This window comes from Pseudomonas sp. Teo4 (assembly GCF_034387475.1).
In the GTDB taxonomy this organism is placed as follows: Bacteria; Pseudomonadota; Gammaproteobacteria; order Pseudomonadales; family Pseudomonadaceae; genus Aquipseudomonas.
In genome coordinates, this window is the sequence record NZ_JAXCIL010000003.1 from 117,568 (window position 1) to 131,776 (window position 14,209).

Annotated in this window: 16 protein-coding genes; 1 reads left to right on the forward strand and 15 read right to left on the reverse strand. The window is 56.8% G+C overall.

All coding sequences use genetic code 11. The features are described from left to right. The first annotated feature begins 4 nt into the window (after nt 1-4). A complete protein-coding gene (locus PspTeo4_RS28330) occupies nt 5-169 on the forward strand; it encodes a hypothetical protein (protein WP_009681546.1) in 165 nt (54 codons plus the stop codon). A gap of 103 nt (nt 170-272) precedes the next feature. On the opposite strand, the gene PspTeo4_RS28335 is transcribed toward PspTeo4_RS28330, so the two are convergent. From PspTeo4_RS28335 to PspTeo4_RS28405, 15 genes are all read right to left on the reverse strand, one after another. Then, on the reverse strand, nt 273-1,445 hold the full coding sequence (locus tag PspTeo4_RS28335; protein WP_009681547.1) for a hypothetical protein: 1,173 nt from the start codon (nt 1,443-1,445) through the stop codon (nt 273-275). Nucleotides 1,446-1,460: 15 nt separating this feature from the next. Then, nucleotides 1,461-3,083 (reverse strand): ArdC family protein, encoded by a 1,623-nt coding sequence (locus tag PspTeo4_RS28340; protein ID WP_009681548.1) that lies wholly within the window; start codon nt 3,081-3,083, stop codon nt 1,461-1,463. A 5-nt stretch (nt 3,084-3,088) separates the two neighbouring features. Next, complete coding sequence (locus PspTeo4_RS28345) at nt 3,089-3,247, reverse strand: hypothetical protein (RefSeq protein WP_009681549.1); 159 nt, start codon at nt 3,245-3,247, stop codon at nt 3,089-3,091. Between the two features lie 195 nt (nt 3,248-3,442). Beyond that, entirely contained in the window at nt 3,443-3,844 is a 402-nt protein-coding gene (locus PspTeo4_RS28350; RefSeq protein WP_009681550.1) for a hypothetical protein, read from the reverse strand. An 82-nt stretch (nt 3,845-3,926) separates the two neighbouring features. Next, nucleotides 3,927-4,721, reverse strand: a complete 795-nt coding sequence (gene dsbG, locus PspTeo4_RS28355) for a thiol:disulfide interchange protein DsbG (protein ID WP_009681551.1) — start codon at nt 4,719-4,721, stop codon at nt 3,927-3,929. Further along, complete coding sequence (locus PspTeo4_RS28360) at nt 4,709-5,329, reverse strand: YcbK family protein (RefSeq protein WP_009681552.1); 621 nt, start codon at nt 5,327-5,329, stop codon at nt 4,709-4,711. The genes dsbG and PspTeo4_RS28360 overlap by 13 nt, the downstream gene beginning before the upstream one ends. Beyond that, nucleotides 5,326-7,854, reverse strand: coding sequence for a hypothetical protein (locus PspTeo4_RS28365; protein ID WP_023118070.1), 2,529 nt, complete (start codon nt 7,852-7,854; stop codon nt 5,326-5,328). The genes PspTeo4_RS28360 and PspTeo4_RS28365 overlap by 4 nt, the downstream gene beginning before the upstream one ends. Before the next feature lie 14 nt (nt 7,855-7,868). Continuing rightward, a complete protein-coding gene (locus PspTeo4_RS28370; RefSeq protein ID WP_023118069.1) occupies nt 7,869-8,660 on the reverse strand; it encodes a hypothetical protein in 792 nt (263 codons plus the stop codon). Then, nucleotides 8,641-9,783 (reverse strand): hypothetical protein, encoded by a 1,143-nt coding sequence (locus tag PspTeo4_RS28375; protein ID WP_009681556.1) that lies wholly within the window; start codon nt 9,781-9,783, stop codon nt 8,641-8,643. The genes PspTeo4_RS28370 and PspTeo4_RS28375 overlap by 20 nt, the downstream gene beginning before the upstream one ends. Beyond that, a complete protein-coding gene (locus tag PspTeo4_RS28380; protein WP_009681557.1) occupies nt 9,780-10,208 on the reverse strand; it encodes a lytic transglycosylase domain-containing protein in 429 nt (142 codons plus the stop codon). The genes PspTeo4_RS28375 and PspTeo4_RS28380 overlap by 4 nt, the downstream gene beginning before the upstream one ends. Next, nucleotides 10,205-10,672 (reverse strand): hypothetical protein, encoded by a 468-nt coding sequence (locus PspTeo4_RS28385; RefSeq protein ID WP_009681558.1) that lies wholly within the window; start codon nt 10,670-10,672, stop codon nt 10,205-10,207. Before PspTeo4_RS28385 ends, PspTeo4_RS28380 begins: the two co-directional genes overlap by 4 nt. Then, complete coding sequence (locus PspTeo4_RS28390) at nt 10,665-11,837, reverse strand: hypothetical protein (protein WP_009681559.1); 1,173 nt, start codon at nt 11,835-11,837, stop codon at nt 10,665-10,667. The genes PspTeo4_RS28385 and PspTeo4_RS28390 overlap by 8 nt, the downstream gene beginning before the upstream one ends. Beyond that, nucleotides 11,837-12,214 (reverse strand): hypothetical protein, encoded by a 378-nt coding sequence (locus PspTeo4_RS28395; protein WP_023118068.1) that lies wholly within the window; start codon nt 12,212-12,214, stop codon nt 11,837-11,839. The genes PspTeo4_RS28390 and PspTeo4_RS28395 overlap by 1 nt, the downstream gene beginning before the upstream one ends. 130 nt (nt 12,215-12,344) lie before the next feature. Then, nucleotides 12,345-12,653 (reverse strand): hypothetical protein, encoded by a 309-nt coding sequence (locus PspTeo4_RS28400; protein ID WP_223813025.1) that lies wholly within the window; start codon nt 12,651-12,653, stop codon nt 12,345-12,347. Next, nucleotides 12,625-14,202: a DNA topoisomerase gene (locus PspTeo4_RS28405; protein ID WP_110676739.1), complete on the reverse strand. Its 1,578-nt coding sequence runs from the start codon at nt 14,200-14,202 to the stop codon at nt 12,625-12,627. Before PspTeo4_RS28405 ends, PspTeo4_RS28400 begins: the two co-directional genes overlap by 29 nt. Nucleotides 14,203-14,209: the final 7 nt, after the last annotated feature.

The window sequence follows — 14,209 nt, forward strand, 5'->3', positions numbered from 1 at the left end:
CCACATGCAGACGATGACCTTGGCCCTGAAATCACTGGTTGACCAGGTGAAGCAAGGCCCGGCGCTGGGTAATTCTCAAGCCTCCAGCCCCTCGCGCAGCGTCAAGATCGCTGATGTCCGGGAAGCTGCAGCCGAAGCCAAAGAATCCCTCCAGCTCAGGTACCGCTAAACTCAGGCGGGCCTTATAACCAATTAAAAGTCGCTATTCTGCGGACAAGAGTCTACAAAAAAGGGGCGTCAGACCAGTGGTTTGGCGCCCCTTTCTTTATGCCCTAAAGCGATGGCCGTGTGCCATTATTTTCATCTCGAAATGTCGCGTCTGCCATAACTTTGGCGCCAGAAAAATCGAGATAGCAGACCTCGGGGATTTCGTAATCGCGGTCGCCAATGCTTTCGTCCGGGAAGGCCTCCTGAAGCTCGCCGACGTCAACGCGCATGACTGCCGGCAGCCGCCCTGAGCTAGCCACGATAGCGCCACTGCACACATCGAACTCATAAGTCTCATCGCAGCAATGGAGCAGGGCGGTTCCGCGGGAGAGCTGGCGAGCGATAGCAGGAAGCACCCCCGCAGAGTGGATCGCTGTGACGCCGGCGGGAGTGACGCTGACTTGGGGCCACGAGCCCCCCAGCTGGTTCGGCTCGGATCCGCCTGTCCTCTCGGCGTAACCCAGGAGCACCAGGTGGGTGAGATTTTCAGCACCATGTGCGCCATCGCCGCCCCGAGTGTCGCCCCACGCATATCCCGCAGCACCCTCTGCCGAGGTCAGGTAAATTCGGGCCAATTCGCCTAAATCAGGGTCCGACTTCACACCGGGAAGCAGCGACTTGAGACCTAGAGATGTCAACGGTGCATCACCGCACGCCCCTGGGTAGCTGCCGCGGAATAGGTACACTTCGCTATCCAGGAGCTTCGGTGACAATGCGAGCACGGCGCACATGGGCACCGTCTGCGGGCCTATCCCATCACACACGAGCGCCGCGTAATGGGGGGCGGCCAACACATGACCACCTGGTAGCTGCACGGGTTTCACACCCTGCTGAAGGCCCTGCCCGAGTGCTCGAAAAATCCGGTCCGCGAATCGCCGATGCGGATCCTGGACGATCATCCTGTTTTCAAGCGCCATGAGGGCTCGCAGCTCCTCATGACAGCTCTCGACCAGGGAGCTGTCACTCGAATCACGGTAGCGCTCGATGTCATCCATCAGCTTCTGATGAGGATTTGCGACATCAAAGGTCAAGTGGGCCAATCGACACGAGAAAGGCCAGGGAGTCTGACCATAGGTGCCGGGAAAACGCATTTCCCGTACCGTCGTCCAGAAACGATGCAGCTGCTCCAGATCATCGAAGCGCTGCAGGAGATCCGTCACCCGGTCGCGTACTCCGGTGACTGGCCAGTGCTCCTCTGCAGGCCAGTGCGCCAGAACGTCGTCGATACTGTTCAACATGTCTGTGTACCTGTGTTAAGGACGAGGACCTTCAAGCTCTAAGTCCGGCTCGAAGTCGAAGTCACTGGCGTCGAAAATGTCATCCGGGGCGCCTGCCGCAACCGCGGCCGTCATCTGGTCCCGGTGTTCTGCCTCGAATTCCTCACGGAAGTCGGGATGGAAGCTGAGTACATATCGAGCCATTCGCTCCGCATCACGCGAGGCACGGAAAATCTCCTTCTTGTCGTTGCGGAGGACCTGCAGGTAGTGGTCGACGTAGCCCGCATGCCCATCGACGCTTCCGGGCAGCGCAAGCCGCATGGCCATCATGGCGCTGGCCATCTCCGCACGCAGTTCCTCGCGAGCATATTCATCTGAGTCGCGGCTGGGCCCGAACTCACGAGCTAGGCGACTTTCGTGACCTGACCAGTGTGCGATCTCGTGCAGCAGAGTGGTGTAGTACTCGGCGTCGGAGGAGAACGACTCCCTGTCGGGCATATAGATCCTGTCCTCGGAAGGGGAGTAGCCTGCGCGGCGGAAGCCATGGACGATGTCGGCCCCGCAAGCCTCAATGATCTCCTCGCAGATATCCCGAGTCTCGGATGAAAGCAGCTTCTCTCCGCGGCCAGTGGTCTCCAGCTCAGGAGCCCCGTCCATTTGTGCCAGGTTGAAAACCGAGTAACTGCGAAGAAGCGGTATGACGCGAACTTCTGGTTCGCCGGTCGCACTCAGCTCGCCGGTTTCCTTGGTGAGACGCTTGTAGAAGTAGATCTTGGAGCCGCTTTCACCGCCACGGACTTGCCAGCCTTGAGCTTGCGCGGTCTTGTAGGAGCACCACCGGTTCTCTTGGTAACCCTGCGAAAGAAGTAGCATCACGTTGATGCCATGATAGGGCTTGCCGGTTACGGGATTCATCGGCCATCGCGGTGTGTTATCCCACTCGCATCGCCAAGGCTCTGCTCCAGCTTCGATGGCGGATATGATCTGATCCGTCACCTCTTGGTAGTGGTCACGAGGCGCACCTCGCTCGTGCTTCCCTTTTTTCCCAGCTCCAGCGCCCTTCCGTCGACCAGGTTCGGCTGCTGCTTCGAGGGGATCAATCGGCTCCTCGATCGGGGGAGGGCTGGATGGCAATGCCGGTGACGACGAGGCTGCCGGCGCCTCATCGCTCATGCTCAAGCGGACCGACGGGCCATCGGCGCTAAAGCTCCGATCATCGCCGCGCTCCCACAGCATGGCAGTCGCTTCTGCCGTCTTACGATCATCCTTGACCCTGGAAATCTGCTCAGACGTGGCGTTGGAATCGTGTCGGAGTAACTCTTCGACCTGCAGCGCTTCTTGCGCAGCCTTATACAGCGCATCTTGTTGCTGACTGACGCTGAATTTTTGCAGCCACTCAGGGCCAAACTCGTTTCTAAGCTGCTGCAGAACGGCCGCATGCTGAGTCCCAAGGCCTGGGTAGCTGGAGCGACTCCAGCAGTTGTTCAGCTCGGCTTTCCAGCTTCGGCCTTTCAGGGTGCGGAAGACCCTGATGGCCTCCAGTTGCAACAAAGAAAGCTTCGTGTCCTGCCGGCTGGCATTGTTAGAGGCTACAGGAGCATGGGCCGGCGGCGCCTGTGTCGCCGAATCGCTGGGACGAAGGCGTTTGATCAGGGCCATCAGCCTTACTCCCCGTCCAGATCTTCGGCATCCTGCAGATCGCCCGGGACGGCGTCCAGCCCGAGGTCACGGACTTCCTGCCAGCCCAGATCGTCGTGGGGGATATCACGGGCGCCGACTTCAGGCAGGATCTTCTGTGTATTGGTGTTGGCGGTATCGCTCATGGCAGTCTCCATCTAGGGGGAAATCACCATGATTCTATTAACTGAGGCGTTTAAAAACAAACGATAGTCAATTTTGAGCGCGAAAAGACCCGTCGCCGGGCCTGGCAGGATGCCAAGAAAAGAAGGCCAGCTCCATCTGGGAAGCACATGGTGCGCCGGAGCCGGTAAGGGAAGGGGGAGCGCTTTAGGCGGGACTTAGCCGATGCAGGTACGGAAGTAGTCCATGCGACCTTTGAATTTGAGGCCTGCAAGATCATCCATATCGGACAAGGCGTCCTCAGTAATCTTGTCCAGCATGACGAGCTTCATGGCTCGAATCACCTCATTGCTTTCCTCAGGTTCCAGCATTCCGACAACCATCCGGAAGGCGACGTCTTCGACGAGGCGATCAGCGGCCGCGACAGCCACCACCACATCCAAAACTGCTTTCCGAACCACGGGCTGGTATGTCTCGTCGGAGTACGTCTCAACGAATTCCTCACGCTCATTCGGATCAGCGATCTCCACCTCGGCATACTGCTCAATGGCGTCGGCCAGCAAGGCCTCCGAGACAACTGTTTGAATGAGTCCGTCGAATACTTCTTTTGCGTTTTCCATCGTCACGTGTTCCTTGAAGCTAGCGCGACCTAGATGCTGGTAGGCCGCGCAGAGGAAGTGTTCATTATTGGTAGCTTGGTCGCTACTCTTTTTTGAGCATCACCGCCAGCTCCTGGGGAAGTGGCGCACCTTCAAATACCTTTACCTGGCCCTTGTCCCGGTCCCGGTAAAGAATCATCGGAGTTCTTCGAAACCCCGCCTGGCGGAATAGAGCCAGGTTGTCCGCAAGGTTTTGGCGAATGTCTTCGGTGACTGTCGCCGGCTGCAGCTGACGCTTCGCCATCTCAGCCATCGGGATCAGCACGCCTTCGGTAGCTGCCTGCTGGTAGATCGCTGCGTTCAACTCGTTGCTCGACGCCCGGAGAATGGAAATCGGGATCCAGCGAACTTGAACGTCACCTGCGGCAACCGGCGCCCGGAGCATGCCCCATAACTCGTGGCAGTACGCGCAGTTCGGATCGAAGAAGGCGTACATCACGCGATCAGCATCCCCCTCCGCCAGCCATTTCAGCTGCTCGGCCTGCTTCCAAGCATGAGCCAGACTGTCTGCGGACTGACTACTCTGCGGAACCGGTTCTACACTCGCAGTACGAGCCAGATCCACGCTGGTAAGATTGGCGCCTTGTGTATCGAACATCACACCGGCTAACAGACTTTTGCCATCGGGCGTGACGTAGAACAAGCGCTTTTCGGCACCGTTATCGACAACGATCCCTTTCATACCAGAAGCCGCTGGGAACGCCTGAACGATCATGTTCCCCTTGGACATGAGGTAGGACTCCACGGGAGTCACCTCAGCCGTTTCGGCGGCGGCAGCATGGCTTGCAAAAGCAGCCAGAGCAATGGGTGATAGCACTTTGCCGACTAACGTACCCAATATCGAACCCTCCCTACGTCGGAATGAATAAATTTTTGACGGTTTATGTAGAAGCCCACCCCGCCAGTACGGAAAGCTGACATCAGGCGACCCTGATATTCGATCGGAAGGCTCGGGAACTTTCCGTCGCACGCTTGCCCCTTCGTGTGGTACGAGTCCCGTGCTGCACCCTCTGTAGCCTCGTTGGTTTCCTTCGTCCGATATCCACTGTTGACCTGGTAGGGCTCTTTGAAGCCATAGGCAAGCTCCAGCCATCCCTGTTGACCCCGGAGGAGGTTGAGCAGCCGCAAATCGATCTCCGTAGCCTTGCCTGCACGGACATCTCGCAGCATGTGGCAGGCCTCGCGGTATCCAGCCAAATCGAGGTGGCCATCTCGCCAGTAGCAGATCTGCTTGTGCTCGCCGGTAGATGGCCGATAGAGGTTCAACACCCGAGGCTTTGCCCAGAATGCCGCTGCGTCCGCCTGGTTCGCGTAATTGGCAGGCAGCAGCAAGCCGGTTGAAGCGAGCAACGGGGCGCTGAAAGTGAAGGCCCCCATGCCGGTGATCCCAGCCACTACAGAGCGTTTCAGCAAATCTCGGCGGGACATGGCCAACTCAATGCTCATGCACGCCCCCCAATCAGCGACTCCAGGTTGCTCATGACATCCTCCATTTCCTGGTCCTTGCCCGCTTTCTCAGGCTTAGGAGGAACCGGGTATTCGGAGCCCTGCGTCGCGGCCTGGATGATGTTCTCCACCATTGCACCTGCTTCAGCGGCGGGCGCCCCAAGACCCAAGGCGATACTGTTCAACGACACTCGGGTAGCCTGCTCGTCGAGCAGGCCACCTTGTCCTGCTGGAGGCGTCTCTTCTGCAGGGCGCTGGACCCGACCTTCCAGCGCGGTTTCGATGATTGGTATAGCGGCAGATGCCAGCGCCACGATGTCGATGCCGAACGGTTCACGCGGAACTTCGGCGAAGATGTTGATCGAAGCGAGCTGGCCACCGTCGAATACGATTCCTGCATCATCACCGGCGGCCACCACAGGGGCTGCTGCGAGAGCAGGTTGATCCGCGCCACCCGGCGCCTGGGCAAGAGAGGGCATAGCGTCGCTATCGCTCGTCGGCGCTTGTGCAAGCGCACTCCCATTCCCAACTGCGCCGCCGGCACTGCCATCGTCCTGGTCGACCACTGGCGCAACCGCCGAGTCGTCGTATCCCAGCAACAAGCAGATCCCCCGCTCCACACCCAGCTTCGCGGTGAGGTACTGCTTGTAGCGCTCTCCAGCCTCTACTTCGGCCACATATCCGAAGAAGCCATCAGTGGAGCGCTGTTTCGCGAGCGGAAGTGAGCGCAGTGTTTCACGTAGTTCTTGTGTGTTGATGCTGAAAGCCTTCAGCTCAGCCTCGTTGGGCGGGATCACCTTCACGAAATGATTTAGCTGGTATTCCTTGCTCAAGCGTTTACCAGAGAAGTCTGCATAGAACATTCGAGCGCGGATGATATCCGACTTCACCATGAAGTGGATCTCACCCTCAACCTGCTCTTTGAAGTCCTGGAGTTCTACGCGGCTGACACGTTCAATTCGTGCACCAGTGTTACCGCGATAACTTCCTGCACCATCATCGGCCATCTCGTAGCCGTCCACCACTGACACGTAGGCCTCCCCGGCAAGTTTAACGGCCAAGTCAAAGGTATCGGTTGGGTCCTCAAGTTTTCCGAAAATCTTGATGTTGCTGTTAGAGACAATGGCGAGCGTCTCTTCTTTCGATGTTCTGTAGAACGCCTGCAGGTCCTGGCCTGCCGCGATGAGAGCAAATCCGAGGCTACGAGCCTGAGCCCACATCAGTGCCGCGTCGTCAGGGATGTAATAACCTAGTTCATCAAATATCGCGATGAATGGGGTTGGGGCCGTAGTCTGTCGAGAGTCTAACAACTCCAACTTGCTACCCTCAACTTTATTACCCAGTTGGGCACCCATCATGCCTTTCATGCCAGCCACAATGATCTTCCCAAGGTTGCCTAACTCGGGACGACTTTTCTCCAGTGCCGGAAGTAGAGCAAGGAAGATGCGTCGATTGACAACAACGTCCTTTAGTACCACTTCCCCTTGAGGCGTATGGTAAATATGCCCGTAGGTATCGGCAAGGGAGCTCAGAATACGGGTGAACTGCATTTGCTGATACCCGTACTGCTCGTTAAAGGTTGCCGACTGATTCTCACCTTTATCGCGCTTATAACCTGGCACGTCATACAAGAAGGCTTGCATCATGTCCCTGGACTTCTGGCTGATGTTAACATTATTCATCAGCTCGAAATATTTAGGGTAGGGCAGGGCCTCCCGAATAGCACCGATATGCAACATGAGCAAACTTTGGTCGCGCAGATCCACCAGCGCCGGCATAACCGAACTGATGAAGCTAATTGCACGCCCCTTCCACATATCACCTTTGGCATCGCCGGCATCCATCAAACTAACCACGAGCTGAATTAGGCTCTCGCTGTTGCCTACCGCAAACGGGTTATAGGTATTTGAAAGTTTGTCGGATCGCTTTTTCGTTGTGTCAGCGTTGCCGGTCATGTAGTTGATTACCAGGAGGTCGTCTTCGCGCCCCATGGAACGGACCATTGAAAAAATCTTGGCGTAGAGACTTACATCGCCCTTTCCGTCTGTATATGCGAAGCCCGACCCCCAAACCAGGGCATTATAAGCGATTGAAATCAGCCCTTCGGTTTTACCGGCCCCGGTCGAGCCTATAATGAAAGCGTGTGTTCTAAGATCTTCGTTGGCCGCCCATATTTCCGCATTATCGGACTTCCGATTACCAATGAAGGCGATGCCACGAGACTGCTGAGGCTTGCCAGTACCTGGGTGCTTATCGTTGCGATCCAGTTCGTTCAGAGACTTGCGCTTCCTGAACGGAATATCTGGCTTGCGCGAGAGTGGAATAAAGCTGTAGATCAAGCCAAGAACAAGACTCAGCTCAAACAGCGCAGGAAGAAAGAATAGCGGAAACACCAGTATGACGTAGACGATAAGAATCGCGTGAAACGACGAAAAGTCTTCCAGGATCTGTTCGAAAAACGGCCGCGTATCCCGAAAGATTCGCGTCCGTTTAATCTCGTGATGCTTCTCTACGCCGTGAACCATGCGCCTATACCCAGTTATTCAGCGACTTGGAAAGCGAGTTTGGGATCGCAGCCAGGTCCTACCGACTGCCCAGCATCGATGCTCGGTGCCAGTCCGAAGGCTTCCAGACCAGTCGCCACATCACTCGACATCGCCGGCGCGTTGTCGCGCATCCCTTGCTTCCGAGCTGTTTCGGCAGCGTTGTAGATCTGCTTTGCGATGTCCTCAGGACTCATGGCCTGCAGCTGGTCTGGGTTCGCAATGGGATCTGCTTGTAGGTGATCAGGAGCGCTCTGCCAGTCAAACGGATGTACAGTTACAGGGACTGGGGCGCCGCTGTCCGCCACTCGGACTGCAGGATGCGCTGCATCCAGCGACGAGAGAGCCGACGGCTCAATATTGCCCCCTTTGCCAGAGACGACATCGATATAGGCACTGACAAAGAGGTAGCCTAACCAAGCGAGCAGGGCGAGTCCCACCAGCTTCATTACCGACAACTTCTTGGTCAGCAGACTGTTCACCTGAGTGATCAGGTATACGCCGTCGGTCTCGCTCGCCACTTGCGCTTTAAACAGCGAGGTCATAGCGCCTTTATCCGAGCCGTATTTTTCGGGGGCCTTGGCCACCACAAACAGATTGCCATCCGCCTCTTTTTCCAAGATGAAACTCAGTGTGTCATCCCCATAGTCAGAGAGATTCAGGGTGTGCAACTGATATGCCGGCGATTTGATTTCGAACGAAAGTCGCTTACGCTTACGTTTAACCGAAACGTTTTTGGGGGCGCGGCGAATAAAGTTCGCGAGGCGCTCAATCATCACTTTCTTCATCTACCATCTCCCCAAGAGCAGTTTTAATTCCTACCAGCGCCGATTCAATACGCGGATTCATGATTGCCGATTTAGCGACAACCTCTGACAACCAATGTGAGCGCAAACCACAGGCTTCTACGCTGGCAACGTCCATGCCGATATCGCACAACGAATACCAAGTGACACGATCAACTGCCTTTAACCATCTGAACCAATTTGGCGCAAGCACACCATTTGCTGAAGCCGCTGCCTTCATTCCCATCAGCACTGTGCGCTTATACGCATATCGACTTACTACACGCTTAACTACCTTGGTATTTGCATACTGGTGCAATGCACGTTTTGCATGTAACGAATTCAGCAAGGCAATCTTTTTCATTCGCTTTGCCCTCACATATGCACGGGCGAGCTCATTAATTATTTTAAGCGCGAGGTCGTTGTCATGGTTCATCTGGGCTGCAAATGCGGCAAAGAGCGAACGCTCATAGGGCTTCAAGGAATCGACCCCCTCCCAAGGCTTACCAAGTTGCGCAACAAGAATTGCCCTGGCCCGCGACAGCTTTAACGCCTCTTTGTTATCCAGCAACTCAATATCTGCAGGATCTTCCTCCTCGCCCAATGCAGCAGTTCTGACCAAAAACTGGTGCCGCCGGGCGTAATCACGCACCTTAGCCCGCATACCATGCACCGAGTGATTGAGTGGCAGCGCGATAAAATCAGTTTCGAGGGCCGGCAAGATAACCGGCCATTGGCTCGCTTCCTGTTTCGCTAGACTGACAGTTGTATGTTTATTCGAATACTTATTGCCGCGATCGGGCGCCCGGTACATAAGATACCCAAACACGCTGGTAAGGATAACCAGTACATACCAGCGGAGCTCCCGGCTCGCGACGATGCCCGAAGACCAAAGTGACTTAGGGGTTGCATCAGCTGGATGGGTGCTCGAAAGCCATTCGATCAACGCCAACCTACCATCTGCATCAAAAAGAATTAGGCTCGCTTCGAATCTTCTGAGAGACATAACAACGGTAGAAATTTTTTCGTGCCCAAAGTACCAAAGCGCGATGATGCCTACGAAAATAAAGACGATAACCCAGAGCAGCTCATCAGTATTGGACTTATTGACATTACCGCGGTTCATTGCTGCCCCCGGACTTCTTTAAGATTGTTCCATACACGATGCTTGTAGCGATAGTTCTTGTCGGGCGTGCGGGAGTGGTAGTTACCAACGCCTTTCCAAAAATCATCACTCCCCAGCACGCTACGCTGAATGTAATAAGTACCGATAAAAATATTCAGGCATTCGTTGTTGACGAGCATGTCTCTGGTTATTCCAAACTTGGAGAGTTCCGCGAGATGAATGCTATTAATTTGCATGAGCCCCATATCGTAGGAGCCGTTCTTGTTGTAAGAGACTTTTCCAGTCGTGCCACCTTCGGTGCGAATGATGGCCTTGACCAAGTCGGGATGCGCACGGTAATGAGCCGCTGCTCGGACGATGCAGACCTCGCGAGCTTGGCCAGTAATGTGCGGACTAGGGGCCGCCATTGGCAGAGCGTCAATCACGAACGCCCCTCCTGACGCAGGAGCCACGACTTGAAACTAAAAAGGCGTCGTTCACGGATCTGGGCCACTCGGAACCTGGTGACCAAGAAACGGGTGATGCTCAACGCGAGAACGCCGAAGGACATGAGGCCGTGGTTGATAGGACTGGGCGACCAGGGCACTAGCGCGAGGAACACGCCGGCAACAATCGCCATCAGGCCAAACAGTACGGAAAGCGCATGCAGATACCGGCAACGGGCATCGAGATCCTTCTCGCTCAGGTGAAGCCGGGAGACCGCATCCGAGAAGCTTTCTTCCCGATAGGTACGCCCCGTAAGGGACTTCAGCAGGTTGTAGATCCGCTTAGCGTTGTGGCGAGCCTCACGCCAATCACCGGTGACGGTCCAAACCCATTTTTTGCCCACCCAGGCAGTAGCCCGGCCAACTTTACGTAGCGCGCCGCCCTTGTTGGTCACCTCAGACATGGCTCGCTCCTGCGGGCTGGGTAACCCTCATCATGGTTAGGGCGTACTCTGTCGTGGCCACCAACCGTTTCAGGGATGAAGAAGCCCTGGCCTTAAGTGCCTCCAGCGGGAAACCGTGAGTAAACTCAGGACGGGATAGAATCGCTGCAGCCGCATCAACATCGGCGGCATCCTTCAACGCACCCAGAACCTCGCCGCGACAATATTCCCAAGAGGAAAGCAGTACCTCTGCCGCGTGCTGAATAAGCAGACGATGCAGCATTTCCTGAGGGGCAGCAGACAGCCCAGAGCCACCGTTACCGAGGCGCGTCACTTGCTCCGACACTTGCTCGACCAGAAACACGGCCAACTCCGACAACAGGTCCTCAGCTTTCACCTGCAGGCCAGGTACCTGCGATATAACGATGGCGAAGTAGCGCTCGACCTCCAACGACAGCGGGGCTACTGAAGTGAGCAGCGCGAGCTGGGCACCGAGATGATCACCAGTAGGAAGTCCGCCGAGGGAAACCTTTTGGGATGCGGCCCACGCCCCATCGACCATAGCCCCCAAAAACTCGACGGTGACTTCGGGATACTCTCCGGCCGGCATACCGCCGCGGGAGATCACTGACGAGATCCACTGGCTGGCCACGAGCTCGGCGGTGAAACCATGCAGGTGTTTCTTGGCCCAGGCGGCATCGAGCTCCTGAGGATCCACTCGCCCTGCAATATGCTGGGCGAGGCCAGTAGAAACGAGAGACATGCGACGTACAGCCTCAGCGATCCTCGCCGGATCTGCGTCATGCCCCGGGTAGATTGTTGCTGCCTTGAAGACTGGAGCCAGGCCCTTGAGGACCTCGGCGAAACCTGGCACCAGGGCTGCGGACGGGGCTTCTGGCTGCGAAGCCTCATCAGCCTTTGGCTCTGCAGGTAGCTCCGACTTAGGTTCCGGTGCAGCCGGGGAGACGACTTGCGTCTCGATCACAACCTGACTGGTCGGCGCCGGCGATACCTCCGCCTGGGCTGCAGCTTGCTCGGGCTTGCCGAGCAGCATGTTTTCAAATTCGTCCAGTAGTGAACCGCCTTGTGCAGCAGCTGGCTCCACTGCCGCCTGAGTGGCAGTGGTTTGTTCACCGCTGGAAAAACGCTCCACCTCTTGCTTGTGAAGCTTGCGCAACATCGACATCAGGAAGCCTCCGCCGTAGCAGCTTCGACGTAGTCAGCAAAGCGATCGCCCAGCACGTACTGCAGTTGGTCGAGCATGATGCTGTTGCCTGATCGAGGAAGGGACTCGATAATCAGCGCCGTGGTGGCCATTCGCCAGAACTGGCTTAGGAATGAGTTCCGCTCGCTGACCAAACGGACCCGGGCGCCGAACAGGGAGTTGCCCTCACCCTCCAGGGCGAAAGCCAAGTCGCCACCGATCCGCCTGGCCGCGAGCTCGGTTTCAGCTGCAGCCAACAGGGCAGGGGCATAGGTCGAATGATTGAACACAGCCTCGACCGGAACAGACTCATCGCCGAATTTGAAGGTCCACCCACGCTCACCCGCCAGGTGGATCATGATGTGCTCAAAATCGCTGTACTCGATTCGACTAGATGCTTTGACCATAGGGAAAGATCACTTTAGAAGCACGTCATAGACAAACAAAAGTGAGCTTAACAATACGCTAAAAAAACTGCAAAGGCATTTGCTATTTTTTTGGCGGAATGGTCAGCAAGAATATTGGCGGTGCGGCTTTCGCCCTCTCGATAAGGCCCTCAGTTTCTGCCCTGGAAAGCTCACCATCTGAAACAGCGGCGTTGTAGGCAGCGATCAATGCTGGATCGCCAGTGCGGGTTATGAACCCCCTCACCACCTGAACTTCACTGGACTGCAGGGTAGGGCTGCGATCCTGGAAATACGCGAAGGCGAGAGCCGTGCAACCAGCAGCGAGAGCCGCCATGGGCAAGGCTCGCTTGAGGGAAGGGCAGCTAGAAAACAGGGCGATGACGGTGTTCAAGTTCTTCTTCCTGTTCGTCCTGCAAAACATCGAGCTGGCTGATCAGCTGAGCAGCCAGCTCGGCATCGCCCTCCAGGGCAACCTGCATGGCATGGTTGACCATGTGTGAAACTTCGCTGCCACGCTCCTGCAGCAAGTCCTCGATCCTGGCAGTACAGAGAACATCTCGAAGCCCCTGCGGAGCAGCTTCAAGTACTCGTAGCCCCTTCGTCGTCAGCTGATAGGCGTCGTCGACGAAGCCGCGCTCGGCGAAGCGAGCAGCATGAGACGGCCATGTGCTGGGACGACCAACTCCGTGCTTCATCATTTGTTGCACCAGGGCGGCATCGAGCCCAAGTGCACCGCCCTTCGTTGTGACCGAAGAGGCAGGCCGCCAAGGGAGCATCGGCCGCCGCGCATCCCGACTCCAATCCAGGCTTGCGAGGAAATCAGGCAGGTCGTCCAGATTCGGACGCTCGCGGGCAACCACCAGCCCAGACTCGAATGACTGTCTCGCAATAATGGATAGCGCCGCCTCTCGCAGACTGCCCTGCAGAGAAGGAGGACGCCCCAGATCGAGTCGCTGCAACAGCTCGCTGTTCAGCACGTGGATCGCCTCATGAGCGACCCCATCCGACTGGATGGTCGGAACTGCAGCTTTACGGAACGCCCGGATCCCCCGTACCTTGGCGAGCGCTTCCAGCACCTCAACCGTCGCATCACTGAAAGCACGCGACGATGTGCGGGGATAGGAAATGTCACCAGCCTCGTAGAGCTCCTGCAGCAGCTCCGCCGCCTGGGAGATGCTCAGCCCTGCTGCGGCATTGAGTGACAGCAGCGTATCGCCATAATTGCCTGGCTCGCTCAGTCGCTCAGGTGTAGCCATCGCGACCTCACGCGCCGGCAACGCATCGAGTTGCGCGATAAGTTCGGCCGGGGTAGCTACGCCAGTAACAGGAAGAACCGCTCGAAATGGCTCACCACCGTTCGAGCACGGCATCGACAGCCCTATCAGGCTGTGAGGCAGTCCATGCTCGGCGATCGAGAGGAGGGCGGTCTGAACTCGGCCAACGGTCCGGCCCGTGGAAAAATCAGATAACCCCCCACCAATGAGTCGATCGACAATCCGCCGCGCAACTCCGGCATTGGACAACGCGATATCAACCGGAGACAGCTGAGCCAATCCCCTTACCATCGCATCATTGGTGAGACCGTTGAGCACCAGACGATACGCAGGCTGCCTGCAGCCAGCAGCCTCCATGAGGCCGACAATATCAGCTGCGATTACATGTCCTTCTTGATCATTATCCGTTGCAATCAGCACTCGCCCTTTGCAACGTGCCAGGCAATCGCACAGGTACCGAAATGAATCTTCGCGGATCGGGCGCCGATTGGTTTCCACATATTCCTCACCCCGCAGAGCGATGCCCAGATCGCGCATGTCCTTCGGCGCTTCCAGAACATGGCCGATGGTCGCGCAAATGTCGGCCTGCAGGCCGACACCCTCACACAGGCGCCGGAAAGTCCGAAGCTTTCCAGGCGCCTCAATGATCACCAGATCCCGCCCCATACAGTCT

Coding starts and splice junctions, on each gene's coding strand:
- PspTeo4_RS28345 (WP_009681549.1), bottom strand. CDS start 3,247: ATGAGCGATACCGCCAACACCAATACACAGAAGATCCTGCCTGAAGTC.
- PspTeo4_RS28375 (WP_009681556.1), bottom strand. CDS start 9,783: ATGAACCGCGGTAATGTCAATAAGTCCAATACTGATGAGCTGCTCTGG.
- PspTeo4_RS28365 (WP_023118070.1), bottom strand. CDS start 7,854: ATGGTTCACGGCGTAGAGAAGCATCACGAGATTAAACGGACGCGAATC.
- PspTeo4_RS28395 (WP_023118068.1), bottom strand. CDS start 12,214: ATGATCCACCTGGCGGGTGAGCGTGGGTGGACCTTCAAATTCGGCGAT.
- PspTeo4_RS28390 (WP_009681559.1), bottom strand. CDS start 11,837: ATGTCGATGTTGCGCAAGCTTCACAAGCAAGAGGTGGAGCGTTTTTCC.
- PspTeo4_RS28385 (WP_009681558.1), bottom strand. CDS start 10,672: ATGTCTGAGGTGACCAACAAGGGCGGCGCGCTACGTAAAGTTGGCCGG.
- PspTeo4_RS28340 (WP_009681548.1), bottom strand. CDS start 3,083: ATGGCCCTGATCAAACGCCTTCGTCCCAGCGATTCGGCGACACAGGCG.
- PspTeo4_RS28350 (WP_009681550.1), bottom strand. CDS start 3,844: ATGGAAAACGCAAAAGAAGTATTCGACGGACTCATTCAAACAGTTGTC.
- PspTeo4_RS28405 (WP_110676739.1), bottom strand. CDS start 14,202: ATGGGGCGGGATCTGGTGATCATTGAGGCGCCTGGAAAGCTTCGGACT.
- PspTeo4_RS28360 (WP_009681552.1), bottom strand. CDS start 5,329: ATGAGCATTGAGTTGGCCATGTCCCGCCGAGATTTGCTGAAACGCTCT.
- PspTeo4_RS28335 (WP_009681547.1), bottom strand. CDS start 1,445: ATGTTGAACAGTATCGACGACGTTCTGGCGCACTGGCCTGCAGAGGAG.
- PspTeo4_RS28330 (WP_009681546.1), top strand. CDS start 5: ATGCAGACGATGACCTTGGCCCTGAAATCACTGGTTGACCAGGTGAAG.
- PspTeo4_RS28370 (WP_023118069.1), bottom strand. CDS start 8,660: ATGAAGAAAGTGATGATTGAGCGCCTCGCGAACTTTATTCGCCGCGCC.